We start from the raw sequence: 25,057 nt of genomic DNA, 5'->3' as shown, positions 1-25,057 counted from the left end.
AAGATATTGTGGTTTGCGGAAACAAATAATTTGGCAAAACTAAGTGCAAAGAAGCCCGTAAATAAGGGAGATTTAGGGGGGATGGGGTTTTGCAAAATTGTTAATACTGGCTATGTGGAGCAGTCGTTTGGCTGTCGAGAAAAACCCGGTAAACCAAAGACTTCCGCAGCTTTGGTGTAAAAATGGATGTGTGTTTCAGTTTCCGCAGAATGACAATGCGGAAACTGATTTACCCCAGGGGATAGAAATTTGTGAACAGGTGATATACATTTTGGCAAAAGGGATACTTTTTCGCAAAAGAGAAACAGTAAAAACGTATGAATATGGTACTGTAAAACAAAACGCTGGAGCATGGAGATTTTCCATGTACCAGCGGTTTGCTGTTGACTCAGCCTATCGCAGCAGTGGCATACTGCCTGTGAGCTTGTTGACCTTTTTCTTAGGGCCTACTGGATAGATGCACTTGGATGTGGTATATTGTAAGCAATCAAAATAGTAGTGGTACGGCATGGAGGAACAGCAGAATCCATTAATTTTGAGTGGGAGCAGCAAATTTAGAAGTCTGAAGGAGAAAATATAAAGTGAATATAAATGATAAAAGAACAGATATTGAGGCTGTTATAACAAGTTATAATCAAGGCCCTATGATTCTTGAAGCAGTACAGTCGTTGTGTAACCAAACATTAATACCTGAAAAAATTATTATCGTGGATGATGGTTCGACAGATGAATACTCTCTAAACATATTGAACGAAATTGAAAAAAATACGGATTTACTAATTCCGGTAGTGATACATTATCAAGAAAATGGTGGTGTATCATCTGCAAGAAATGCCGGAATTAAAAAATCACAGGCATCAATGCTGTTAATCCTTGATGGAGATGATAAGCTTGAACCTACATACATTGAATATGTCAGTAATTTACTTTGTGACAATCCATCGATGGTTGCGGCTTCATCTTGGATGCATACTTTTGGAGTTTTAGATGCGGTGGTTCGCCCTACTGGTGGAAATATAGTACCATTTTTATCGCACAATTGCTGTCCGGCAACGCATATTCTTCGTAGAGAAGTTTACGAACAATGTGGCGGTTATGATGAGTCCATGCGTTCTGGATTTGAGGATTGGGATTTCTTTTTAAGTATGTTAGAAACTGCACCAGAAGCAAACATTGGAATGGTCGAAAAACCGTTGATTAACTATCGTACAGCACCTGCCTCAGCTAATGTAAAAAGTATGAATAAGCGGCTTGAACTTATGCGTTATATTACTAAAAAGCATATCAATAGTTATTACTCGCATATTTCAGATGTATTGTTAGATATTGAAGCAATATCTAATTCGAGATTATATGGATGGGAGAACGAGATTATTCATTCAATAACACGTTATCAAGATTTGAGTGAATCATCAAAAGATTTTATAAAAAACCCGTCATACGGTGATGGAGGAATGGCTTCTACAGTCCGAATTATGTCAATTAATAAGTAGATATACAACCGCTAGGTTGCACGGATTGAAAATCCAGCATCTAAATAGGCCAATGATTATACAAAACATCAATGCCACGGAGATACTGATCAGAACTAGATAGTCGACCGCAGATATGGTATGCTATAAGCAATCAAACTGGTGGAGGTACGGGCATGGAAGAACAGCAGAATTCATTGACTTATGAAATCATCAAAGCGGCGGTTGCTGGAGAAAGATGGGCAACAGAAAAAGTCATTGCACACTACGATTCTTATATTGAAGAACTCGCCACAGTGAAAGAAAGGCGGCCGGATGGCAGCGTGAGAACCTATGTGGACGAGGACATGAAACAATCCATTATTCTAAAACTGCTAGAGAAGATACCAGACTTCCCGATGGATGAAGCGGAGAGGATAGCAGAAGGGAAAAAGATGAGGGGATATAATACTTGCGTATAGTGGTGTCTGATTTCACGAAGTATCGGGCTTGAAAACAGTTCGAGGGTACATTATGTGGTAGAATAGCCCGAAACAAGCCCTATATGTGGGAAAAATCCGGTTCATGCAGAAATCAGAGTACATAAAATTTGTGTGTTTCTTGGACGAACGGTTCATACTCATGGAAGAATAAAAGGGTGGGGTAAACTTCTGAAAAAGAAGCCCCCACCTTTTCGCATAACTAAGAGGGTGTCAGAACTTTTCCGCAAAACGGAAAATGCGTTTGTACCTTTTCGCAAAAGAGGTTTAGATATATCAATAAGGCTGGTGAAGGTTTGTTAGATCGAAAATGGAATTGTGATGCTCTTGTTTATGCCACATTCTTGTTCATTGTTTATTTGTTGATAATTCCATGTTAAAATGTTCTTGAGGTGAGAAAATGCAGTATAAAATTTTGATTGTGGATGATGACAGGGAAATGCTCAAAATGCTCAAGAGCTTTTTTGAGATAAAAAAATATTCTATATTTACGGCAGAAGATGGGATGGAAGCAATGAAGATGTTGGAAGTAGATCCGGACATCATATTATTGGATGTGAATATGCCGCAGTTTGATGGAATGGAGGTTTGCCGCAGAATCAGAGACAAAGTGGCCTGTCCTATTTTGTTTTTGACCGCAAGGGTGGATGAACAGGACAGAGTGAATGGGCTACTGTCCGGTGGAGATGATTATATTTTAAAACCATTCAGTTTGAAAGAGCTGGATGCAAGGATTACCGCGCATTTAAAACGTGAAGAACGTCATAAAACAAAATCAGAGTATAGCTTTCAGGGTGAACTCCTGATCGATTATACGGCAAAAACTGTGCAGATCAATGGGAATGATCTGGAACTGACGAAACTGGAATATGGAATTATTGAATTTCTATCTATGAATCCGGGACTTGTTTTTGATAAAGAAAGAATTTATGAAAAAGTCTGCGGATATGATGCAGAGGGAGACAGCCGGGTGGTTACAGAACTGATACGAAGAATCCGAAAGAAAATGAGCCTGCAGACGGAGAACGAGTATATAGAAACGGTATGGGGGATGGGATATAAATGGATAAAATAAGAAACCTTTCCGTCAGAAAAACGATACTCTTGTATTTGTCGGTTGGTTTGCTCTGCAGCTTTTTCTCATCGGCTGTGATTGTGGAAATTGCCACCTACACTCAAGAGCAGGTCTGGTGGAACTATGTAGATCAGGATAAATATTTTGAAGCGGTGAACGGGGAGGGAGGAGAGAAAAGTTATTATAGAGCAGAGATTCCCAGGCCATCCTCGTCAGATATGAGCAGTGCGGACCGTAATATCTCTGAATTTTGTGATTTTTTACAGACATATATCGCTTTGATTTTATCTGCCGTGGCATCTTGCGCATCTGTTTTTCTTTTTTACAAACATAAGCTGAAACAGCCCATCGAAGAACTGGAACAGGCATCCAAACGGATTGCAGGAAACGATCTGGATTTTCACATCACTTATGAAAATCAGGATGAAATGGGGCGTTTGTGTGGGGAATTTGAGCGGATGAGGGGACAGCTTGCCCAGAACAATCAGGAGTTATGGCGAATGGTTGAGGAGGAGAGAGTTCTCCGGGCAGCGATTGCACATGATATCCGCTCTCCTTTATCTGTCCTGAAAGGCTATCAGGAGATGCTGATGGATTATCTTCCGGATGGAACCGTTGATACAGAGACTGCAATGGAAATGCTGTCGGAGAGCTGGAAGCAGATCGAGCGCATGGATCATTTTGTGGAGACCATGCGGAAAATGAGCAGCCTGGAGCAAAGGACGCTTCTAAGCCGACCGATTACAGCGAAAGAGTTGGAAGATGATATCAAGGCGGAGCTTGTGGTACTGGAAGCAGAGAAGGAAAAGCAGGTTGTTCTGGAACTGAGAGAAATAGGGGATGTCTTTTTGGGAGACAAGGAAGTGATCCTTGAAGTGACAGAAAATTTGCTGTCCAATGCTCTGCGGTATGCGAAAAAGCAGATAACAATAAATGTCAGCGTGACGCAACAAGAACTGAAGATTTGCGTGGAGGACGACGGAAGTGGTTTTGACAGGGATATGGAGACAGTCACAAAAGCATTTTATCAGCAGAATGTAAAAGACAGCCTGAATCATGCAGGCATGGGAATGTATATCAGCAGACTATATTGTGAGAAGCATGGAGGCCGCCTTGTGGTGGAGAATAGTGAGGCGGGCGGGGCTGCAGTGACAGCTATATTTTGCCGGATCGTGTAAACGGTCCGGTAATTTTTTTCGTTTCTTTTTTGTATTGTCTTTTTGTTGTGATTTGAGATCTACAATAAACATATCAAAAAGAAAGAGGTGACGGCTATGAGTGTCATTATGAGAAGAGAGATTAAAAACTTTCTGAAAAGGCCATTGTTTTGGATCGGTGTGTTTATTGTAGTTTTGGGGGTGTTCCAGGATGTCCGGCCTTATTTTGGGATTTCTTATGTATCCTCTGATAAGGAGATATCTTTGAATACTCCGTCAACGATTGATGATGCAGATATTACAGACGGATATGTTCCCACAAATGAAGAAGATAGACGGAAAATGTGGGAGGAAGGAATACAGAAGAATCTTGTATCCGAGTTTGAAATGGGGCAGGAAGAAGCAGAAGCTGTGATAGAGGAAATGAAAGGAATGGATATTCAGGAAGCGTGTGAGTATCTGGAAACAAAATATCACTATTACAACGCACTTTATGCCTACGAAGATACGGAACTGCATCAAGGAACACCGGAAGAAATCAATTCTTACATTAAGAGTAAATTGAAATCTCATCGCTTTTCGTACTATTTTTCCAGAAAATTTGCGGATTTTTCCGGGCTTTATATGGGATTTTTTGCGGCTGTCATGCTTGCGGCCCTGTTCTGGCAGGATACCAGAAAAAATACGTATGAGCTATTGCATACAAAGCCGGTTCGGGCGGGACAGTATGTGATTGGAAAAGCAGCAGGAGGCTTTTTGGTCTGCCTGATTGTGCTGGCGATTTTAAATCTCATATTCTGGGCGGCTTGCTGCATCTTTACAAAAGGCAGCGGTTTTGAGGTAAATCTGATGGATTTCTTTGCGGCAACGGGTCTTTATATTTTGCCGAATATGCTGATGATCGTATGTGTATATGGTTTGATTTCCCTATTGTTTAAAAATCCGCTGCCTGCAGTACCGTTCCTCATCTTATATATGGTGTATTCCAATACCGGCGGCAGAAATGCGGAAGGGGTATATGGTTATTATGGAAGACCGCTGGCTATCATGGTGCGGTTCCCTGGCCGATTCTTTGACACTGCGGAGCCGCCGATGGTATTGCTGAATCAAAGCTTTCTGATACTGGCAGCGATAGGAATTATTCTAATCTGTATACAGCTATGGAAAAGGAGGAGGATGTAATGGGGAAGGAAGTGAAGATCTGTTTATCCCTCTACAAGATCGTATATTCCACTTTTTTCGTGAGTATTTTATGTGTAGTCCGGGGAGTGAGCTTTACAAATGAAATAGGAGTTGCGCTGGAGCCTCCATTGGCCTTACTTGCGGCCGTGTTCTGTGCAGATACTTATGTACAGGAAATTGTCAGTAAAAGGGCGGAAGTAGAGCGTCTGTATCCGGTAAAAAACAGAACACTTTCTATCATAAAGAGGATGATGGTACAAGAAGGCTATCTGTTCCTTCTTGCAGCGGCAAGTTATGGAATGTATGGTATCATTCAAAAACCGCTCTCGCTTTATGGAACACAAATTGTAATAAAAGATGAACTAAAAATGTTTTTGGTGTATCTGGCAGCTATTGCTGTTACTCTTATTTTCTGGGGGCTTTTATCCCATACTCTGTCTTGTTTGTTTCGTAATATGTGGGCGGGGATCGGATGTGCCTTAATCCTGTGGATCACAACAAATTCAACGATTGGAGATCGGCTGTTAGGAAAATGGAATGTATTCTCTTATACATTCAGAAATATAGAAGATAATGGGGATCTAAAGTGGATATGTGGGAAAATAGTCTGTGTATGTTTGATCTTGATCATGGGCGCCATGCTACCTGAAATAATAAAGAAAAGAGGATAGAACTATGAGTATTAAGATAAATGATTTGACAGTAACTTTTAAAAATGGAGTGACGGCAATCGATCATGCTGATTTGGAAATCCCGAAAGGGCTGTTTGGGCTGCTAGGGGAAAACGGTGCTGGAAAAACTACGTTAATGCGGGTGCTGACAACTGTGTTAAAACCTACGGGTGGAACCGTTACGCTGGATGGGATGTTATACAGTGAGGGGAATTATGAGAAAATCCAGAGGAAGATCGGATATCTTCCCCAGGAGATTGAACTTTATTCGAACCTGACCGTGCAGGAATGTCTGGAATATATGGGAGACCTGGCTGGGGTATCGAAAAAAGTGTGTAAGGAACGTATCCGGTATTATCTGGAAAAGACCAGTCTGATAGAACATCGCAGGAAAAAAATGCGCCAGCTTTCCGGTGGAATGAAACGAAGGGTTGGACTGATACAAGCCCTTCTGAACGAACCAGAATTTTTGATCATAGACGAACCAACCACCGGCCTGGACCCGGAGGAACGTATCCGCATCCGTAATCTGCTGGTGGATTTTTCAGAAAAACGTACTATCTTGTTTTCTACTCATGTTGTGGAGGATTTGGTAGCGACCTGTAATCAGCTTGCAGTGATGAAAAAAGGAGCATTTCTTTATGCAGGTTCCATGCAGGAATTGATCAATGAAGCAAAGGGGCATATCTGGATCTGCAGGGCTACGGATGAAAAGCAGGCCAGAGAGTTAGAGAAGAAATATCATGTTTCTTCTAAACAGTATGTAGATGGAGAATTGCAGATAAAACTGATCAATAAGGAAAAACCGGACATTGATTGCATTCCTGTATCTGCAACGTTGGAGGATGCCTATATCTATATAACCAACAGGAAGTAGCATACCTATTCATACTCATGGGAGAATTGTTGATATGGGCGATTATAACAAAGAGTGAAAAGTAGTAGTTGTTATTTGAAGAAATAGGCGGAGGTGATATTGGTTGGAACGATAGAAATAATAATGAGGAAGATTGCTCCCTCTGGGAGCGTTTCAGAAACCGTCCTGGTTTCACTGCCGGGTGCGGAAGCCCAGGAAACCACCCATAGTTCCGACATCCTCACCTTCTCTAACCTGGAAATCCGCATCAACGAACAGACCGTCTACCACAATGTCATTCCCGTCCCTCTCACCCACCATGAGTTCTGTATCTTACTCTATCTAGCCCAACATCCGTCCTGGGTTCTTAGCAAAGAGCAGATCTACGAAGCGGTCTGGAAAGCGGACCCGGAGCAATGTGGGGCGGCGGTTGCGAATGTGGTGTACTCGCTCAGGCGGAAGATTGGAGAGGGGGACATAGAAACGGTGGTTGGGAAGCGGGTATCGGTTTGTGGGATAAGTAGTAATTGTGCCGATGGCAATGAGCGTAATATATGTTGCCGCAGGTTTCTGGTTGCCGATTTTTGATATGAATAAGTTTGTGAGTAAGAGGTATTTAAATTTTTTTTAAATACCTCTTGCCTTTTTGGGTGGTGGTGATATAATCTATTTAAAGAAAAGTTGAAATAGATGGGAGGCGGATAAGTTGGCGGTATATGAAATTTTAGCAGCTTTGGCAGATGAGAATCGTAGACAGATATTAGAAAAACTGAAAGAGGGAAAGATAAATTCTGGCGAATTAGCTGCTGCCCTGAACATGACACCGCAGGCGCTGTCATATCATCTTTCCAAGTTGAAAAAGGCGGATTTGATTTATGAAACACGATTTAAAAATTATATCTATTACGAATTAAATCTTTCTGTTCTTGATGAAATTGTTGTTTGGATAGATCATTTAAGAGGAGGTCAAGACCATGAAAATTAAAAAAATCCTATGTTACATTTTAACATTTCTCCCTTTAGTAGTTACCATGATCGCATTGCCTTTTTTGCCAGAACAAATTCCGGCTCACTATGGTATAGATAATCAGGTAACACGTTGGGGAAGTAAGTATGAGGCTCTTATCGTGCCTGCCATTACGATTGTTTTTGGGATATTCATGTTGATGCTGACAAAGTACATTGCAAAGAAAGAAAAGGATGGAAAGAATAATGAGAAAGTAACTATTATTGCGGCAATCATAGCACTTGTTATTTTTAATGTGTTGAGTTTCTTTTTCCTCTACACAGATTTTAATAAAATTGAGAATCTTTCCCTGATTTCACTTAATATTGACCGTCTTACCTTTGCAGGTTGGGGAATACTTATGATTATCTTGGGAAATGTCATGCCGAAATTACGGATGAATTCGATTATTGGCCTGCGTACCAAGTGGAGTATGAAAAATGAGACCGCATGGAAAAAGAGCCAATTCTGCGGCGGTATTTCATTTATTGCGGTGGGTGTTATTATCCTTATAATTTGCATACTGGTTAAAAATATTGATTATCTCATGTGGGTAACGGGAATTTTAGCTGTACTTATAGTTATTGATGTTTGGATGACATACAAAATCGCTCAAAAATATTAGGAAATGCTGAGTGGCAATGGAATATGAATTATAGAAAGAAGGGAGAAAATGAAGTTCATAAACACTAGAAAATTTTCATGGGTTATTTTGGGAATAGGAGTTGTTGTAACGATAGCTGCGTTCTTTTCCCTACCTGAAATAATACCTATGCATTTTACCAGAGGTGTTGCAGATGATTTTTCAAGTAAAAGGGAGATATTCTTCTTTCCGGGACTGCAACTCGTGATTATGGTATTAAGCGGAAACAAGAACATAAAATATTTGCTTACACATTCGAGAAGAACTCTGAATGATGTTCAATATAATTGGATAATAAACGGACTTTGTATATTTATTCTGATCGTAGAGTGTTATGTTATCTTTAGAGCCTTTCATTAAATGCCAGTTAGACGGAAGATCGGAGATAGGTACATAGAAACGGTGGTTGGGAGCGGGTATCGGTTTCTGGGTGTGGGAGAATGAAAGCAGAGGCAGTTGCTCCGTATTGGAGTGGCTGATCTTTGCTTTTTTCAGATTATTCTTGGAATATCAAGGTGGTTTGACTTGCTTATTTTACCCTGGGAAAATAAAACAAAATCGGATTCAATAAGTACAAAAAAACAGACATTAAGGACGCTCGGTATCAATTAAGGTTAATTTAAGATTACGCAAAGAACACTTTAAGAGCAAGATGATATACTTTTTAGATTAGAATGATAAAAATGAATGCCACAGTAGGAAAGGTGGATATGAAATGAATGAAAATAGAATTATGATTGTTGATGATGAGGTGGATATTTTAAATTTGCTTGAAAAACTCTCAACATAGAAGGTTATTACAATATTACGAAAATTGATAATGGGCTTGACGCAGTAAGTATCTGCAAGCAAATTCAGCCGGATGTCATTATTTTGGATATCGTGCTTCCGGGGATTGACGGCTATGAAGTTTGCAAACGAATCCGGCAGTTCTCACATTGTTCATGTGAGCAATACAAACTGAATGAAAAAAAGCGTAAGCTATGTGTGGTATTGTTTCACACTTATAGAATAAAGAATATACTGGAATAGATGGAACGCCGTGTGCGGTGAAAGTCGCACGCACGGTGTGAAGTGGGAGGAAACTCGGAGATAGTTTCAAAGAGTTACCTATCACTATATGGAAATGGATATATCCCGTGGGCAAAAGAAAAAGATGGAGGTATACCGCAGCAAATGCTATCGAATTTTCAGATATGATGACAAAGAAGTTGGGATGGAGCAGTTATGGGGACAAGCAGTATGTACCACATGTATTGCGATATTATCCATTTGGACGGATTCCAACCGGAACAGGAAGTCAGGCGATTGTACAAGTGGCTATGTTACAAGAAGGAAATGGTGGGGAGACATATTGGAGATGGTTTGGATTTGGCAGCAGGGGGAATGGTGTGCTTGTTTTGCATCATGGTGTGCCGATCAATGCGGCTATATTGAAAGCGGTGTGATACCGAAGTTTGCCAAGTGTGATGACGGTGTAAACTGGTTCCGAAACAACGGACAATTTCAAGATGGAAGTTATACGCCGGCGGCGGGAGATTTTATTTTCTTTGACTGGGGAAATGACGGAAGTATTGATCATGTGAGAATCGTGGAAAATACGGTAGATGGTGTTGTGCATACCATTGAAGGGAACAGCAGTAATGCAGTCAACCGGAGAAGTTACAGTATCGGAAAGTCTTCTATTTATGGTTATGGAGTTCCAATATATAAAACAATCTAGGAAAGAATATCTTTCTTTCCTAGATTGATAGCGTTAGTAAATCTTAATTAAAGTGTCTTAGTATATATAGTGTATAGGGGCTTTATCATAGAAATATTATCAATATGAATAAATTCATGTCCTTAAAATATACATTTCATGGAAAATATAATGCAAAAAAATATTAGTGTGATAAAATCAAGATAAACGAGAAGCAAGAAATTCTATCACAGCAAGAATTTCATCTTGCTTTTGTGTCGGAAATTTTTTGATATTAAGTTCAATTTTTTGAGAGATAGAATCAGTCTCTTCTGTTTGATAATTAATTAAAAGATTGCATAAAATTTCTTGACGAGCTACATGAAGTGCATCTGCAATTTCACAGGCAAAATCTACAGTGAGAGAAGAAGAACCATTTTCAATACGACTTATAAAACTAGGAGAAACATGGAGTTTTTCAGCAAGTTGATTTTGAGTAATACCTTGAGCTTTGCGAATTTCTTGAATACGTTGTCCTGTTTTCATAATGGTATTCATCTCATTTCTTTGCTATATATTGTAACAATAATAGCAATAGAAATAAATTTACATATGCGCAAACTATTTATAAATAGTAAATACAACTGTACTATTAAGGAAAAGGAGGTACGGTTGAATGTTTTATAATAAGAATTAGAAGCGGCAGATGCATTGTCAGAGGAATGTCGTGAGTGTGAAAAAAGGTTTTTTGCTCATCATGCATACTAAGAGAAATTGTGGCTGGAAAAGAGAAAGCTGAAAAATGTAAATGGATAAAAAATATGCCATTTGTGTAAACATTAAAAGAAGTAAACAGATAGCATAGAGGAAGAATGGATATGTTAAGTGTTAAAAATTTAAAAAAGGAATACGATAAATTCAAAATTGATAATGTTAGCTTTTCGGTCGAACGTGGGAAAATTACAGGGCTTATAGGAAATAATGGGGCAGGGAAAACAACCGTATTGAAATGTGTGATAGGAGTTTTACAATATGATTTCGGAGAAATAATTATTGACGGATTAATGCTTGGACATCATGAGAAAGAGTACAAAGAAAAAATAGGAATAGTATTTGATAGTGGATATTTTTATGAAAATTTAACGTTGGAAGAAATGAAAAAAATTATTTCAGTAGCCTATCAGAACTGGGATGAAGAAATGTATCAAGGATATTTAAAGAAATATAAGCTGGACTCAAAACAAAAAATAGAAACACTTTCTCAAGGAATGAAAATGAAATACGCTTTAGCACTTGCGCTGTCTCATAATGCAGAAATTTTAATATTTGACGAACCAACGAGTGGTTTAGATCCTAAAACACGACAATTATTTTGCGAAGAAATGATAGATCAAAAAAAACATGGAAGAACTATTCTGTTTTCTACGCATATTACATCAGATCTGGATAAAATAGGAGATAATATTATTCTTATGGATAGAGGGAGAATTTTAAAGGAAGCTACAAAACAAGAGTTCCTCATGGGGGAATCAACTGTGGAAGCCGCGATGGTGAACTTAATAACTGAAGGAGGAAAAGCATGAAAATATTAACTTTGATAGAGAAGGAGATAAAACTAGCAGGGAATTATTTTTGGCTATCCATAATGGTGTTAATCGGTATTCCTATTTTTTTGAATCAGCAGAGTGGTGGACAATATAGTGGAATTTATACATTAATGATTACTCTAAATTTTTCAATATATTTTCTTTTTAATAATATTTTTTTAAACGAGGATAAATATAAAGGGAATTTATATATGCTGGCATTGCCCTTTGGTAAGAACAGGCTTGTATTGGCGAAATATATATTAGCGATTCTGATGTTCATATTTGCTATAATATGTTATAAGGGGATGGCAAGTGTAGGAGTATATTTAAATATTGTATTTTCTCAATTAAACTATTCGGAGATGTCAATTGTATTTTTTGTGTTTAGTCTAATAATAGGTATATTCTTCCCGATTTATTACAAGTTTTCTTATGCAAAAATAAAAGTCCTTTTGGCGGCAATCATGATTTTTTTACCAACATGGGGATTAGTGATACTTAAATACATTTTGGATATTGAAGTGGTATATCAAAAATTTGTGATAAGTACGTGTGCTTTGATTAGTATTAATATTTTAAGCATTATAGTTATGTTATGTTCTGTGTCTATTTCCATAAAATGTTTGAATTCTAAAAATTAAAATCGTTATATAATCGTGTAGGATGGAATAAATGAAAAAAAGTAATATAAAAAAAAGAATATATCAAATAGTAGGAATAACAATATACATATGTATAATTCTTTTAGTGGGTAAAATGACAAGAAGTTTTTTGAAGGAATTCAAATATGAGATGGGGGAGTTTAATATTGCTACATTAGGGAGTTTTATAGGGGCTTATGTTGTATGCGTATTGATACATGAATTAGCACATTTAATCAGTTTTTTATTGATGGGATTTCCAGTTGTAGCAGCGGAAATATGTGGTATACTTTTGCTTTTTTCACATAGAAAAATCAAAGTGAAAATTAATTTTAGTAGAATTATGTTAGGTGGTTGGCTATTGCCAGTAGTGAAGAAAAATATAGTTTCGTTAAAACAGTACAAACACTATAAAAGAGGTTTTTCATTTGCTTTAATTATGGGGCCGGTGGTTTCTTGTGTGCTGATGGTGTTTTCACTCCTGATTAATATAAAATTAAAAAATGATGATATTTGGTATAGGCAATTTTTCTTTTTGCTATTTTTCTTCTCGGCAGGGTTTGTGATTTCAAGTGTTTTGAAAAAAGGAAATAGTCGTGGGGATATTTATTCATTTTTTTTAATACAAAAAAGAGAAATATTTTTTTTGGTACAGATGTGTGAAAATATAGATATGGAAAAAGAAAAAAATATTTATAAAATATCTAATTGCTTAGTTAAAGGGTTGGAAAAAGAGTTGCAATTTCAAGCGAAGAAAAATAGTAATATTTTAGAAGATGCTATAATAGTTAGTGCAATAAATATTATATTGATGAGATATATTATATGTGGCGATATAAATAGATTCTTCTACGAAAGAACTATTTGAATATTGCATAAATACGTTGGAAACAGATAAAATTCGGTTTATGGAGGAAGAATGTAAAATATTATTTATTCATCTTATATATTATTTGAAATACGAAGATGATCATAGATGGGAAACATTGATTCCATATACCATTAATATTTTTGATGATGATGGAGTAAACCAATATTATAAAGCGCAAATAAAACAAATATGTTATTTGGAAAATAATTTGGAATTTCTAAATGAAAGGGAGAATATAAAAACTTCGTCTTTTTGGGAAATTGAACATTTGCTGAATATACAACAACAAGATGAGAGAAATTTGCTTAAAATTTTTTGTGAGAGTATTAATTAATCATAAATCAATCTTAAATGCCGGATGAATTGAAAAAGTTTAGGGAAATTTTAATTGGGAAATTTATAATACATTAGCATAATATCTGGTGGAGGAGTACATTTAAATTGATTTATTTTATGCTTAATATGCGCTAAATGTATATTAACGTGAATCTTTCTAATGCATAAATATTATTTATTTCCGATTTTAATTATTTTGATCATCGAGACACTTTGTGCTATATATTTTTATATTGCTGAACCAGTCGAAACTAAAAATAGAATTCTGGAAGATGCAGAAAAGTGGTAAACGTCAAATCCTCCGCCTTGAATTTAAATCCGATTCATGCAAAACTTAAAAAACTCAGAAAACTAGTTAGTTTTTTAAAGTAAGGGAGGCATATGAATGGATCGAATCACTCATCAAGTCCGGCTTGCAAACTGGACTAAAATAATCGAACAATGCAACAACTGTCCTGCTGGAACAACTGCAAAGCAGTGGCTCAGCGACAACGGAATCAGTGACAAAAGTTATTACTATTGGTTACGTAAGCTGAGACAAGAAGCTTACGCTAGTGCAGAAAAGGAATTTCCTGCTGTCAGACCTTCGCAAGAACAGCAACCTGCCGTAACTTTTGCAGAGATTCCACTGCCAAATCAGCAGAATTCCATGACGGATACCTTTAGGGCAGATGCTGTTATACATACCGGAACTATGGTGATCGGCATATCAAACACGGTATCTGATACGCTGTTATCTCGGCTTCTGAAGGTGGCTCATCATGCTCGCTGAAGCAGCTGGTGTGAAAAAGATCATCATCGCCTGTGGATTATCCTCACGATATTTTTATCCTCATCTTTTCTGGATATAGAGATATTTACTCATTTCCTCGCAAAAAAGATGAGGATAACATTATTTATCTTAAACCACAGATACGTGCCATTTCAGCTTCATCATCTGGCCATAATGGCTTCTCATCACTTTCCAGATTGCCCGATTCCATCACTTTACGCATCATATCAACTGAAGGGACTGCGTAAATACGTGTTGTTTCAGTTGAGGAATGCCCCAGTATACGGGAAACAAGTTCAAGTTCTGTTGTAAATGGTACCGGCTATTTACCATTTACCAGGCATTACCTCGGGGATGCGTATTACCCGGCGATTATTGACCGGGAGACGTTTGACAAGGCGGAGCAGGAACTTAAAAAACGGGCAGAAAAGCTGGGCAGGGTATGGGAATGCAAATTCCGGCTCACCTGACCATGAATTCCGCATTCTCTTAACAGAGAAGAAATCATCTATGAGTATAACCGTCTCATTGAAGACATTTGGCATTTGGAGCATACAGTCAGTGAATTACAGAAAGACTATGATTTAATGACTGAAGCTTATGAGGATGTATCAAACGAACTCTACGGTTAAGCCAACCTGGGAATGTCTGTACCACGGGCATTCCCATATATTAGAACTAAAGTGGTAAACAATTTCAGTAGCAACTGGTAAACTAATTCGCTAGCGGAGTGGTAAACTTTTTCGTTAGCGGGTGGTAAACTTTTTCATTGACGTTTACACTCAAGACAGGATGCTTTCGAAAAATATGACAAACCATGTATGAAACCACTGCCAGGCGGATGTTACACAGCTTGCGATTATAAAGCAGTCTTAAAAGTCCCTAACAACTACCACATCGAGTATGACGGCCACTACTATTCCGTATTGTACTCTTACTGTGGTAAGCCTGCAATCCTGAAAGCGACTGCATCAGAGATTAGGATCTGTGATCGGTATAACCGGCTGATCTGCACGCATAAGCGGTCTTATAGAGAGTTTCCGCTGTATATCACATTGGATGAACATATGCCGCCAGAACACCTTTATTACAAAGAAGTCAATTCAAAGGATGGTAATTATTACCGCCGTTGGGCTTCTGCCATTGGTTCTGCCATGTCAGAACTGATTGACCGGCTTCTTAAATCATCGAAACACGAAGAACAGTCTTATAATGCCTGTGCCGGTATCCTGCATAAAGTGAAGGTGATCCCGAAAGGTGTTGCTGAAGAAGCTGCCCGTAAATGTATAGAGATCAATTCCTGTAAATATTTTACATTCAAACAGATGTTAAAAAAGATGGATGCAAAAGAACTTCCTGAGCATTCACCTGGAACACTGCTGACTCATGAAAATATCAGAGGAAAGGACTATTACAAGTAAAGGGGGCTCACTAATGGCATACAGGTTAAAAGATTATATTTATAACGATAAACTGACAAAGGATCAGAATGTGCTCATGGACAGACTGTATAAGCTACGCATGTCTGGAATGGCTGAAGCATTTGAGAAGCAGATACTCGAAACGAACAATGGACTGGAACCATTTGAAGTCCGCTTTGCAGCTATCGTAAATCAGGAATGGGATCAGCGCGAGAGCAAAAAATTCAACCGGCTCATGAAGAAAGCAACTCTTAAATATCCATCGGCTGATCTGGACAGTTCTATCTATGATCCTGAACGCCAACTCAATACACACGTCATTGAACTTCTGTCTAAGTGCGACTGGATTGACGAACCGAATAACTTACTGATGACCGGAGGTGCCGGAGCCGGAAAGACACATATAGCCTGTGCGTTATGTATCACAGCTATGCATCAGAACCGTTCTGTAAAATATATCCGTGCGAATACTCTGCTGAAAGAATCTGATCATGCACGTCAAGAAGGAACCTACTTCGAATACTCAAACGAAATGGCTTCCTATGATCTTATGGTAATCGATGATTTTGGCCTGATGGATCTGGATATCGAAAAATGTCGTGATCTATTCGAAATCATTGAATCCAGGGACTGCCGTAAAGCAACCATAATTATTTCTCAGATTCCTGTAGCGGGATGGTATCAGCTTTTTGGGGATTCAACTTACGCTGATGCCTGTCTCAGCAGAATGACATCAAAGGCTTACCGCCTTGAATTCCATGGCAAAGATCTCAGAGTAAACAACAGTAACTAATCAACCAGCTGAGCTTTGCTCAGTTTCAAGCGGAATGGCGCTCCGTTCCTCCGGAACGGATGCGCAGTTCTTGCGGAATATGCATATGGGAACAAAAGGAAGAAGAAAAGGTTACCTATCCGGTGGATTTCTCCATAAAGCCGATGGAGAAACAATATGGAGATCCATTTATGCAGGCAGAATATGCTTACAGCCTGATAGAAAGTGAGGGTTAGATATGAGGCAGATGGTTGGAAATCCGACGGTTACCGTTATCCCTGCCAGACCGCGTATGGGGATGGGAAGGAATAACGAAGAAAGACAAAAAATCCGTGTGGCTGCCTACTGCCGCGTTTCTACGGACAGTGACGAGCAGGCCACAAGTTATGAAGCGCAGATTGAGCATTACACGGCATTTATCAAAAAGAATCCCGATTGGGAATTTGCCGGAATATTCGCAGATGATGGAATCTCCGGAACGGATACCCGGAAACGGGAAGAATTTAACCGAATGATCGAAGAATGTATGGAAGGGAAAATCCAGATGGTCATTACAAAGTCCATCAGCCGTTTTGCAAGGAATACACTGGATTGCCTGAAATATATCCGGCAGCTGAAGGACAGGGGCATCCCCGTATTTTTTGAAAAGGAAAACATCAACACAATGGATGCAAAAGGTGAGGTCATGCTGACCATCATGGCATCATTGGCCCAGCAGGAAAGCGAATCCTTAAGCCAGAATGTGAAGATCGGCCTGCAGTACCGTTACCAGCAGGGGCTTGTACAGGTCAATCACAACCGTTTCCTTGGATATACGAAAGACACTGAGGGGCATCTGGTCATTGAGCCGGAAGAAGCAGAAGTAGTCAAACGAATCTACCGGGAATACCTGGAAGGCGCCAGCCTTTTGCAGATCGGGAGAGGACTGGAGGCGGACGGCATCCTTACCGGGGCAGGGAAGAAAAAATGGAGACCGGAGACTATAAAGAAAATCCTGCAGAATGAAAAATATATCGGGGACGCGCTGCTTGCGAAAACATATACGGTGGATTTTCTCACAAAAAAGCGGGTAAAGAACAACGGGATCGTGCCACAGTATTATGTGGAGAACAGCCATGAGCCAATCATTCCCCGTGACCTTTATATGCAGGTGCAAGAGGAAATGGTACGGCGGGCAAATCTGCACAGCGGGGAAAACCGGAAGAAAAGGGTTTACAGCAGTAAATATGCGTTATCCAGCATTGTTTACTGCCCGAAATGCGGTGAAATTTACCGCAGGATTGCGTGGAATAACAGAGGAAAGCGCTCCACAGTGTGGCGGTGCTGCACCCGCGTAGAACACGGACCGGAAGGATGTGATGCGCCGACGATTCAGGAGTCAGAATTACAGGAGGCGGTGGCAAGGGCAATCAATAACCTGTTAGGCAGCAGAGATACTTTCCTGCCAATCCTGCAGGCGAATATCCTTCAGGTGTTTGAGAATAACAGCAGTGGTAAGATCGCAGAGATTGACCGCAGGCTGGTGGAACAGCAGCAGAAACTACTGAAACTTGCAAATGGAAAGAAAGATTACAACGCTGTGGCTGATGAAATCCACAGCATTCGGGAGCAGAGGCAGAAGGTGCTGGCACAGGATGCAGAGCGTGACGGACAGAAAAAGCATATCGAAGAGTTGAAAGCATTCCTGGAGGAACAGAAGGATATACCGATAGAGTATGATGAGCAGCTGGTCAGGCGGCTGGTGGAAAAGGTAACCGTTTATGATGAGCGGATAGTAGTGGAATTTAAGTCCGGAGTGGAGATAGAAGCGGATAGATAGGCATGGCATGGAGGCATTCTGCAGGTTCAGACGAACTTGTGGGATGCCTTTTTTTCGTGGGGGAATTAGTGTGGATATAGAGGAATATGTGGATTGTGTTTAGCAACCATGTGGTTTATAATGGAAATGTCAGGAGGAGTGAAAATGACAACATCTGATATGATTCGGGAACTTTGTGAAAAAATGAATATCAGCATCTCAGAGCTTGCTAGGAGGATTGGGCAGTCGCCGCAGAATTTTAATAAGAAGTTGCAACGAGGGACTGTTAAAGCAGAAGAAATGATGGAGATTGCGGATGCGTTGGGAATTACGTTTGAGCAGAGTTTTATGTTGCCGGATGGAGAAAAAGTAGGTTTATTTTGAATGATATATCTTTTTTACGGTGAGATAAGGCACGGAGGAGGAAAAAGCTGTGGCAAAAAGTAGGCGGGCAAATGCTGTTGTGTTTGGATTTGATTTTCAGGTAAATGCAGCAATTGTACTTATGATTGAAAATATTGAGGATTTGAAATCTTTACGCTTAGAGGGCAACTATGAAGATATCGAAATAGAGTTAGAAAATAATCAATACATTTTGGCACAAGCTAAAGCAGTGGAGCGAAGTAGTTCAGATTTCCGAAATGTCCGAAAAAATTTGGAGAAATCTCTTATTTCTTTATCAGAGGGAAATCAGAAAGTTGATGCACAGCGATTGATATTAATTACTAATTCGCCCAATCCTTTGAATGAAGAAGCCTCTAGAAGTATATTTTGGGGAGATGCTCACCGTGAGTTTTTGTCTTTACCTGAGTCTTCACAGGAGCTGATTAGACGTTATTTGGATAATATAAATCAGCCATTAGATACTGATAAATTTATGATTCAAATATTACCTTTTGAAACAGATAATGATATAGAAAGATATAAAGTGGTTAAACGAGTAGTAGATGATTTTATTGGTGATTTGAATTTGAATATTCCCGGTTTGGGGAAGAAAATGTTAAGTATTTGGCATGAGGAAGTATTTGAAAATGGAACCAAAAAGGATGCTGCTATTCAATTGAAGAAAAAAGATCTAATATGGCCGATTATGGTCGTTGCTACTGATGTTGGTTATTGTGACAATTCTTTCGCTGATATATTTGATTCCAGTGCGTATGATGAAATTGTCCGTCAATATAGGGAGACTATAGAATCTTGTTGTGAACGCTGTGAGTTTTTCATAAAGGTACTTTGTGATTATACTACATATCAAACAACAAAGAAACCATCGGAAAAGTGTTTGGATTTTGTGATGAATAAATGGAGAGATTATCTTTTGGAGTTTGAACTAGATGGTATGGATGAAGAAATACAAAAAGGTTTAATACAGATTATTTTGTATAGGATAGTTCGCAATAGAATTGTTATTCAAAACATTAAGAAGGGGGTAAAACTGTGATTTTCAAATCAATTCGTCTCAAAGAAGGCTTTTTTGAACGTGCGATTATATTCTCGGAAGGTGTTAATTTGATTCACAGTGAAAAAAATAGTTGTGGAAAAACTACCCTTCTGCGTTTTATGTTATACGCGCTTGGTTACAACATTCCTAATACACGGAAAATTAAGTTTGACCGCTGTGAGGTGGAACTAGTGATAGAATGTGAGACAGTAGGGGAGATTTTATTACTACGTCATAGTGATATTGCGATTGAAGCTACAGTAAAGGATCAAAAAAGAACGTTCGTACTTCCAGAACAGCAAAATGATTTGCATACAATTATTTTTGGAACAGAGAATGTGGACATTTTAGGAAATTTATTAGGGGCTTTTTATGTAGATCAAGAAAAAGGATGGACATTGCTGAACCGGGGGGTTGTAATTGGAAGCATTCATTTTAAGATTGAAGAATTGATTCGTGGATTGTCAGATTGTGATTGCTCTGAATTAATCCGTAAAGAAGCTCAGCTATCAAGAGAGATGACGAAGTATAAGCAAATGTTTAGTGTTGCACAGTATAGGGAAACTTTGGATCAAGAGGCAGGAGAGCTAGTAACAGATAGTTATGAAGAAGAATCGGATGTTACTGTTAATCAGCTCCTTCTGCGCAAAAAGAGATTAAAATCTGAACTTCGTAGAATTGATAATACCTTATCGGATAATAGAAGGTTTAAAAAGTTTGTTGCTGATATGAAATTGCTTGTTCAGGCTCCCGATGGGTCAACTTTTCCAGTAACTGAAAATAATATTGTCGGCTTAAATGATGCAATAGATTTGCTGATTGCAAAGAGAAAAATGGTATCTAAGGAATTTGCCACTGTTTCTGGATTACTTGATAGAATTGAAAAGGATAAAGATAAGGAATATGAACAACTGGAATTTTATAAATCTGCCAGCCAGTTAGAAATATTTGATAAGAGAATAGCGAGAATGCCAATGAATCCGGTTGCGATTGATCAGGAAATAAAACGACTAGACAAAGAAATTAAATCAATTAGAACAGAAATCAATAATATAACTCGGAATAATAATAGTGTTGTTTCGGTCATATCTAAGAATGTAATTAAATATGCAGAGGAGCTTGGTCTGGGTAATAAAGAAACAATACCTGCATCGTATCTTTTTACATCAAACCTAAAAGAACTTTCAGGGGCAGTTTTGCATAAAACGGCTTTTGCATTTAGGCTTGCATACATTACTGTAATTGAGGACACCCTTAAAATCAAACTGCCAATTATTCTTGATTCGCCCAGTGGAAAAGAGGTTGACCAAGCTAATATTAAGCTGATGATGGATATTTTGAAAAGGGATTTTGCAGATCATCAGATTATTATTGCTTCTATTTTTGACTATGATTTTGATGAAGCGAAGATTATAGAAATTAAAGAACGCTTGATAGAAACTAATGATGTATAAAGTATATAGTTACAGGTGTTTTATTGTAAAGAAATAGTATCCTTTGCGAGGAATTATAGATGCCGAATAAAGAAAACTATATATGAAAGGTGGAGGCCTGAAATTATGAACGAAAGAATAAGAAAGGTATTGGATTGTTTTGAACCAAGTATGCAGAGCCATTTGTTGGATTTTTGCATGCGAATTTCAAAATTAGAAGCAGATGTTTTTGTTTTAATGGCACGAAAGGCATCATGTTTCTTTAATTGCCTTGAGGAACTTCATTTTTCTTATTTACCAGCCAGACTTGGAATTGCCCAGGCACTTTTGAACCGGCCGAAGTTGTTGATCTGTGATGAGCCGACTTCGGCTCTTGACCCGGTTGGACGTAAAGAATTGCTGGATATTCTGGTGGAGGCAAAATTCTTCCATACGACAATGGACTTCAGTCAACTTTGGAAAAGATTGCAACTGCAGATATTCCATTTGTACAGTTTGACCGTGTAATTGAGAGTGATATCATTGATGAAAAAGTTGTTGCTAATGTAAAAGGTGACAACGAAGGAATCGGATATGAGACGGCAAAGAGATTCATTGAAAATGGTCTTACAAAAGATGACTATGTATATGAGATGATTGGTGATAATTCTTCCGTACCAGAGCTTCGTTCTAAAGGTTTCCGCACATATCTGACAGAGCAGGGATGGACAGAAGACGAAATTAACAAAGTGGTTGTAAAATCAGCAGCAACAGGCTGGAGCCGTGATACGGGAAAAGAGTTATTTGAATCCTGGTTCTCAAGTTCTCAGTGCGATACATCTAAGAAGATCTGGATCTATACCCATGATGATGAGATTGCAATGGGTGTACTGGAATCTTTGAATGGTTCTGCACTGGATGAAACAAAGAAAGCAGAATTTATGAATTCACTTCAGGCACTTGCAGCATCTTCCGGACTTGCAGAAATGTATGCAGTATTGGATGGAACACATAAGACAATCGCAACCCCTGAAACATTCGATATCTTTTCTGTAACTTATGATCCGGCTATGATTCAGGAAGCAACAGAAGTTATGGTAGATTATCTGGACGGAAAGACAGATATTGAACAGAACTATATTATTCCTGTCAGCGTTGTAGATTCTGAAAACGTTGGAGAATTTACACCATTCGGAACATACGAAGGTAAATAAGGTCATATCTGAGACTGTTTCCATTGGGAACAGTCTCAGACTGATAAAAAGGAAGGCGAGGAGGTTCTATGGAATTACTGAAAATGACGGATATTTCAAAATCGTTCTTTGGAGTAAAAGTGCTGGATGCAGTTGACCTGAATATTGAAAAAGGTGAAGTGCATGCACTTCTCGGTGAAAACGGAGCAGGAAAATCCACGCTGATGAATATTCTGGGCGGAGTCTATACGAGAGACAGCGGAACAATAGTCTGCGATGGAAAGGTAATGGATCACATTACGATCAAGGATGCAGAAAGAGCCGGAATTGCCTTTGTTCATCAGGAATTAAATGTAATCAACGATCTAAAAGTATATGAGAATCTTTTCCTTGGGAGAGAATTAAAGAATCGTTTTGGCAAGCTAAAGAAAAAAGAGATGGTAGAAAAGACTCGGAAACTCATGAAGAGTCTGGGGGTTGATATCAATCCGCTGGAGTTGGCGGGCAATCTGGATACGAGTAAGAAACAGCTCTTGGAGATTGCGAAGACAATCTATGCCGATGCAAAACTTTTTATATTAGATGAACCAACGACAGCGCTTAATAACGAAGAAATAGATAAGCTGTTTGAGATTATCCGCAGATTGAAAAACGATGGCAGAACTTTTATTTTCATATCACATAAGATGCCAGAGATATTTGAAATTGCAGACCGCTATACAGTTTTGAGAAATGGAAAATATATCCAAAGTGGTTGTATAAAAGATACGACACCAGAGGAGATTACCCGGTATATGGTCGGAGAAAATTATACGGCACAGAGTCATATGTATGAAGAAAGAAATCTTGGAGATACGGTGCTGGAGCTTAAAGATTACTGTGGAGAAGGATTTTCTCATGTAAATCTGGCGATTAAGCAAGGGGAAATCATTGGATTTACAGGGCTGCAGGGGGCTGGGTGTTCAGAGCTTATGCAGACAATATTTGGAGCTCGGGAAAAGATATCTGGAAGTCTGTATATTCATGGTACAGAACTTGTCAATAACCGGATTCAGAAAGCAATGAAAAACGGTATTGCTATGGTTGCAGCCAACAGAAAAGAAAATTCGATTCTTCCAGACATGAGTCTGCTGGAGAATATGTACATATCAGAGCATAATATTCATTCAAAAAAGCAACATATATCGAAGAAACAGGAATTGGATAAATATGAGAATTTAAAGCAGCAACTGAATATTAAGGCAGGCAGCTATCAGGATAAAATCACAAGTCTGTCTGGCGGAAATCAGCAGAAGATTATTCTGGCAAGATGGCTGAATACACAGGCAGATATTATTCTTTTTGATAATCCGACACAAGGAATTGATGTGGGTGCAAAAAGTGAGATCTATAAGTTAATTCTGAGACTTTCCAAGGAAGGAAAGACAATTATAGTGAATACTCTGGAAATACCTGAGATACAGAAAATCGCGGATAGATGCGTTGTTTTCTATCACGGACAGATTCAGATTATATTAGACCGACAGAATATTAATGAAGAAACAGTAATGCTTCATGCAACGGATGCGGTTTATTCTAAGGAGAAACAAGACGGAGGTGCAAGATGACAAAGCAGAAGAAAAGTGAAGTGTTAAAAATTTGTGGCATGATTATAACTTTATTGTCATATTTTTGATTATATTTATTGCCTTTTTAATTATAAATGGCAGTTCAACCTCATGGACCAGTATTACGAATATCCTTCTGCACAGCTCGATTTTGGGAACAATTGCACTGGGAATGGGACTTGTTATTTTAACAGGAGACTTCGATCTTTCAGTCGGTTCCTCCTTTGTGTTTGTAGGTGGTCTGACAATTATTGTGTACAATAAAGTCGGAAGTATTATAGTAGCACTGTTGTTCGCAATTTTGCTTGGGGCGATATGCGGACTGATAAATGGAATTCTGGTCGGCAAATTTAAGATGCCATCCTTTATCGTAACGTTGGCAACAATGTTGATTTTACGTTCTCTTTCTCAATATATGATGAATGAGATGGGGGAGACACGTTACCGTGTAGATGCTTCTTTGGGAAGTTATAAAACTCTTTTTATGTTTGGTAATGGAAATGTATGCACGATTCCCAATCTTGCAATTGTCTTTTTGCTTCTTGCGGCAGCGCTTATTTATATGACAACCAGCACAAAATTCGGAAAGAATATTTATGCTCTGGGAAGTAATGAGAAGGCTGCACAGCTTGCAGGTGTAGGAGTTGTATCGACCAGAATCGCGATGTTTGTTATGTGTGGTGCGCTGGTAGGTGTTGCAGCATTTTTAAAGATAGCGAAGGATACATCTTTTGATCCGGCTACATCTGGACAGAGTTTTGAATTATATGCTATCTCTGCTGTGGTAATCGGAGGACTGTCTCTTTCTGGTGGTAAAGGGAAAATGGCTGGAATTATCTTTGGAACGATGGCATTTACTCTGATTGATAAGATTATTACGGCGCTTGGAATGAATGCTCTTTTGAATGACTCTGTAAAGGGTATTATCCTGTTGATTGCCGTAGGAATACAGATGGTACGTAAACGTTCAAAATAAAAAGGA

Annotated in this window: 29 protein-coding genes and 2 pseudogenes; 29 read left to right on the top strand and 2 right to left on the bottom strand. The window is 38.7% G+C overall.

Annotated features, from left to right (window positions below; genetic code table 11):
• Window positions 1-127: 127 nt before the first annotated feature.
• From ACQRBH_RS01300 to ACQRBH_RS01265, 8 genes are all read left to right on the top strand, one after another.
• The gene (locus ACQRBH_RS01300; RefSeq protein WP_427760731.1) at window positions 128-457 is read left to right on the top strand and encodes a hypothetical protein; all 330 of its coding nucleotides are present in this window, start codon (window positions 128-130) and stop codon (window positions 455-457) included.
• A 124-nt stretch (window positions 458-581) separates the two neighbouring features.
• The gene (locus ACQRBH_RS01295; protein WP_427760730.1) at window positions 582-1,493 is read left to right on the top strand and encodes a glycosyltransferase family A protein; all 912 of its coding nucleotides are present in this window, start codon (window positions 582-584) and stop codon (window positions 1,491-1,493) included.
• Between the two features lie 155 nt (window positions 1,494-1,648).
• Window positions 1,649-1,933 carry a helix-turn-helix domain-containing protein gene (locus ACQRBH_RS01290; protein WP_427760729.1) on the top strand — a complete coding sequence of 95 codons (285 nt, stop codon included), beginning with the start codon at window positions 1,649-1,651 and terminating at the stop codon, window positions 1,931-1,933.
• A gap of 418 nt (window positions 1,934-2,351) precedes the next feature.
• The gene (locus tag ACQRBH_RS01285) at window positions 2,352-3,026 is read left to right on the top strand and encodes a response regulator transcription factor (RefSeq protein WP_427760728.1); all 675 of its coding nucleotides are present in this window, start codon (window positions 2,352-2,354) and stop codon (window positions 3,024-3,026) included.
• Window positions 3,014-4,204, top strand: coding sequence for an ATP-binding protein (locus ACQRBH_RS01280; protein ID WP_427760727.1), 1,191 nt, complete (start codon window positions 3,014-3,016; stop codon window positions 4,202-4,204). The genes ACQRBH_RS01285 and ACQRBH_RS01280 overlap by 13 nt, the downstream gene beginning before the upstream one ends.
• 96 nt (window positions 4,205-4,300) lie before the next feature.
• Entirely contained in the window at window positions 4,301-5,365 is a 1,065-nt protein-coding gene (locus ACQRBH_RS01275) for an ABC transporter permease (RefSeq protein WP_427760726.1), read from the top strand.
• Window positions 5,365-6,036: a hypothetical protein gene (locus tag ACQRBH_RS01270; protein ID WP_427741849.1), complete on the top strand. Its 672-nt coding sequence runs from the start codon at window positions 5,365-5,367 to the stop codon at window positions 6,034-6,036. The genes ACQRBH_RS01275 and ACQRBH_RS01270 overlap by 1 nt, the downstream gene beginning before the upstream one ends.
• 4 nt (window positions 6,037-6,040) lie before the next feature.
• Window positions 6,041-6,913 (top strand): ATP-binding cassette domain-containing protein, encoded by an 873-nt coding sequence (locus ACQRBH_RS01265; RefSeq protein ID WP_427760725.1) that lies wholly within the window; start codon window positions 6,041-6,043, stop codon window positions 6,911-6,913.
• Between the two features lie 171 nt (window positions 6,914-7,084).
• On the opposite strand, the gene ACQRBH_RS01260 is transcribed toward ACQRBH_RS01265, so the two are convergent.
• Window positions 7,085-7,213, bottom strand: a complete 129-nt coding sequence (locus tag ACQRBH_RS01260; RefSeq protein WP_427741976.1) for a hypothetical protein — start codon at window positions 7,211-7,213, stop codon at window positions 7,085-7,087.
• On the opposite strand from ACQRBH_RS01260, the gene ACQRBH_RS01255 reads away from it, so the two are divergent.
• The 6 genes and pseudogenes from ACQRBH_RS01255 to ACQRBH_RS01230 form a co-directional block, all read left to right on the top strand.
• Entirely contained in the window at window positions 7,154-7,480 is a 327-nt protein-coding gene (locus ACQRBH_RS01255; protein ID WP_427741971.1) for a helix-turn-helix domain-containing protein, read from the top strand. The two genes, ACQRBH_RS01260 and ACQRBH_RS01255, sit on opposite strands and share 60 nt — an antisense overlap.
• A gap of 118 nt (window positions 7,481-7,598) precedes the next feature.
• Window positions 7,599-7,877 (top strand): metalloregulator ArsR/SmtB family transcription factor, encoded by a 279-nt coding sequence (locus ACQRBH_RS01250; protein WP_427741846.1) that lies wholly within the window; start codon window positions 7,599-7,601, stop codon window positions 7,875-7,877.
• Entirely contained in the window at window positions 7,867-8,523 is a 657-nt protein-coding gene (locus ACQRBH_RS01245; protein ID WP_427741845.1) for a DUF1648 domain-containing protein, read from the top strand. Before ACQRBH_RS01250 ends, ACQRBH_RS01245 begins: the two co-directional genes overlap by 11 nt.
• Before the next feature lie 48 nt (window positions 8,524-8,571).
• Window positions 8,572-8,901, top strand: a complete 330-nt coding sequence (locus tag ACQRBH_RS01240; RefSeq protein WP_427741844.1) for a DUF1648 domain-containing protein — start codon at window positions 8,572-8,574, stop codon at window positions 8,899-8,901.
• 426 nt (window positions 8,902-9,327) lie between these two features.
• The gene (locus ACQRBH_RS01235) at window positions 9,328-9,573 is read left to right on the top strand and encodes a response regulator (RefSeq protein ID WP_427741970.1); all 246 of its coding nucleotides are present in this window, start codon (window positions 9,328-9,330) and stop codon (window positions 9,571-9,573) included.
• A gap of 87 nt (window positions 9,574-9,660) precedes the next feature.
• Window positions 9,661-10,264 (top strand): annotated as a pseudogene (locus ACQRBH_RS01230) (CHAP domain-containing protein); the annotation flags it as partial.
• A 177-nt stretch (window positions 10,265-10,441) separates the two neighbouring features.
• Here ACQRBH_RS01230 and ACQRBH_RS01225 read toward each other — a convergent pair.
• Window positions 10,442-10,768: a helix-turn-helix domain-containing protein gene (locus tag ACQRBH_RS01225; RefSeq protein ID WP_427741843.1), complete on the bottom strand. Its 327-nt coding sequence runs from the start codon at window positions 10,766-10,768 to the stop codon at window positions 10,442-10,444.
• Window positions 10,769-11,100: 332 nt separating this feature from the next.
• Between ACQRBH_RS01225 and ACQRBH_RS01220 the strand changes: the two genes are divergently transcribed.
• The 15 genes and pseudogenes from ACQRBH_RS01220 to ACQRBH_RS01150 all read left to right on the top strand — a co-directional run bounded on the left by ACQRBH_RS01220 (window position 11,101) and on the right by ACQRBH_RS01150 (window position 25,051).
• Window positions 11,101-11,805 carry an ABC transporter ATP-binding protein gene (locus ACQRBH_RS01220; protein WP_427741842.1) on the top strand — a complete coding sequence of 235 codons (705 nt, stop codon included), beginning with the start codon at window positions 11,101-11,103 and terminating at the stop codon, window positions 11,803-11,805.
• A complete protein-coding gene (locus tag ACQRBH_RS01215) occupies window positions 11,802-12,452 on the top strand; it encodes an ABC-2 transporter permease (RefSeq protein ID WP_427741841.1) in 651 nt (216 codons plus the stop codon). Before ACQRBH_RS01220 ends, ACQRBH_RS01215 begins: the two co-directional genes overlap by 4 nt.
• Window positions 12,453-12,483: 31 nt before the next feature.
• Window positions 12,484-13,320, top strand: a complete 837-nt coding sequence (locus tag ACQRBH_RS01210; RefSeq protein ID WP_427760724.1) for a hypothetical protein — start codon at window positions 12,484-12,486, stop codon at window positions 13,318-13,320.
• 16 nt (window positions 13,321-13,336) lie between these two features.
• Window positions 13,337-13,657, top strand: a complete 321-nt coding sequence (locus tag ACQRBH_RS01205; RefSeq protein WP_427760723.1) for a hypothetical protein — start codon at window positions 13,337-13,339, stop codon at window positions 13,655-13,657.
• 387 nt (window positions 13,658-14,044) lie between these two features.
• Complete coding sequence (gene tnpA, locus ACQRBH_RS01200) at window positions 14,045-14,431, top strand: IS66 family insertion sequence element accessory protein TnpA (protein WP_427741839.1); 387 nt, start codon at window positions 14,045-14,047, stop codon at window positions 14,429-14,431.
• An 821-nt stretch (window positions 14,432-15,252) separates the two neighbouring features.
• Window positions 15,253-15,852 (top strand): Mu transposase domain-containing protein, encoded by a 600-nt coding sequence (locus ACQRBH_RS01195; RefSeq protein ID WP_427760722.1) that lies wholly within the window; start codon window positions 15,253-15,255, stop codon window positions 15,850-15,852.
• A gap of 13 nt (window positions 15,853-15,865) precedes the next feature.
• Window positions 15,866-16,645: an ATP-binding protein gene (locus ACQRBH_RS01190; protein WP_427741837.1), complete on the top strand. Its 780-nt coding sequence runs from the start codon at window positions 15,866-15,868 to the stop codon at window positions 16,643-16,645.
• Between the two features lie 217 nt (window positions 16,646-16,862).
• The gene (locus ACQRBH_RS01185; protein ID WP_427760721.1) at window positions 16,863-18,443 is read left to right on the top strand and encodes a recombinase family protein; all 1,581 of its coding nucleotides are present in this window, start codon (window positions 16,863-16,865) and stop codon (window positions 18,441-18,443) included.
• Window positions 18,444-18,587: 144 nt separating this feature from the next.
• The gene (locus ACQRBH_RS01180; RefSeq protein WP_039909435.1) at window positions 18,588-18,806 is read left to right on the top strand and encodes a helix-turn-helix domain-containing protein; all 219 of its coding nucleotides are present in this window, start codon (window positions 18,588-18,590) and stop codon (window positions 18,804-18,806) included.
• Window positions 18,807-18,855: 49 nt separating this feature from the next.
• Entirely contained in the window at window positions 18,856-19,863 is a 1,008-nt protein-coding gene (locus ACQRBH_RS01175) for a hypothetical protein (protein WP_427760720.1), read from the top strand.
• Complete coding sequence (locus ACQRBH_RS01170) at window positions 19,860-21,317, top strand: AAA family ATPase (RefSeq protein WP_427760719.1); 1,458 nt, start codon at window positions 19,860-19,862, stop codon at window positions 21,315-21,317. The genes ACQRBH_RS01175 and ACQRBH_RS01170 overlap by 4 nt, the downstream gene beginning before the upstream one ends.
• Window positions 21,318-21,599: 282 nt before the next feature.
• Window positions 21,600-21,746: pseudogene (locus ACQRBH_RS01165) on the top strand (ABC transporter ATP-binding protein); the annotation flags it as partial.
• A gap of 5 nt (window positions 21,747-21,751) precedes the next feature.
• The gene (locus tag ACQRBH_RS01160; protein WP_427760718.1) at window positions 21,752-22,489 is read left to right on the top strand and encodes a sugar ABC transporter substrate-binding protein; all 738 of its coding nucleotides are present in this window, start codon (window positions 21,752-21,754) and stop codon (window positions 22,487-22,489) included.
• A 68-nt stretch (window positions 22,490-22,557) separates the two neighbouring features.
• Window positions 22,558-24,075, top strand: coding sequence for a sugar ABC transporter ATP-binding protein (locus ACQRBH_RS01155; protein WP_427741809.1), 1,518 nt, complete (start codon window positions 22,558-22,560; stop codon window positions 24,073-24,075).
• Window positions 24,076-24,106: 31 nt separating this feature from the next.
• Window positions 24,107-25,051, top strand: a complete 945-nt coding sequence (locus ACQRBH_RS01150; RefSeq protein WP_427760717.1) for an ABC transporter permease — start codon at window positions 24,107-24,109, stop codon at window positions 25,049-25,051.
• The last annotated feature ends 6 nt before the right edge of the window (window positions 25,052-25,057 follow it).

This window comes from Bariatricus sp. SGI.161 (assembly GCF_050313695.1).
In the GTDB taxonomy this organism is placed as follows: Bacteria; Bacillota; Clostridia; order Lachnospirales; family Lachnospiraceae; genus JAFBIX01.
Note: the sequence above shows the minus strand (reverse complement) of the source record. Positions and strands in the feature narration are given on the sequence as shown.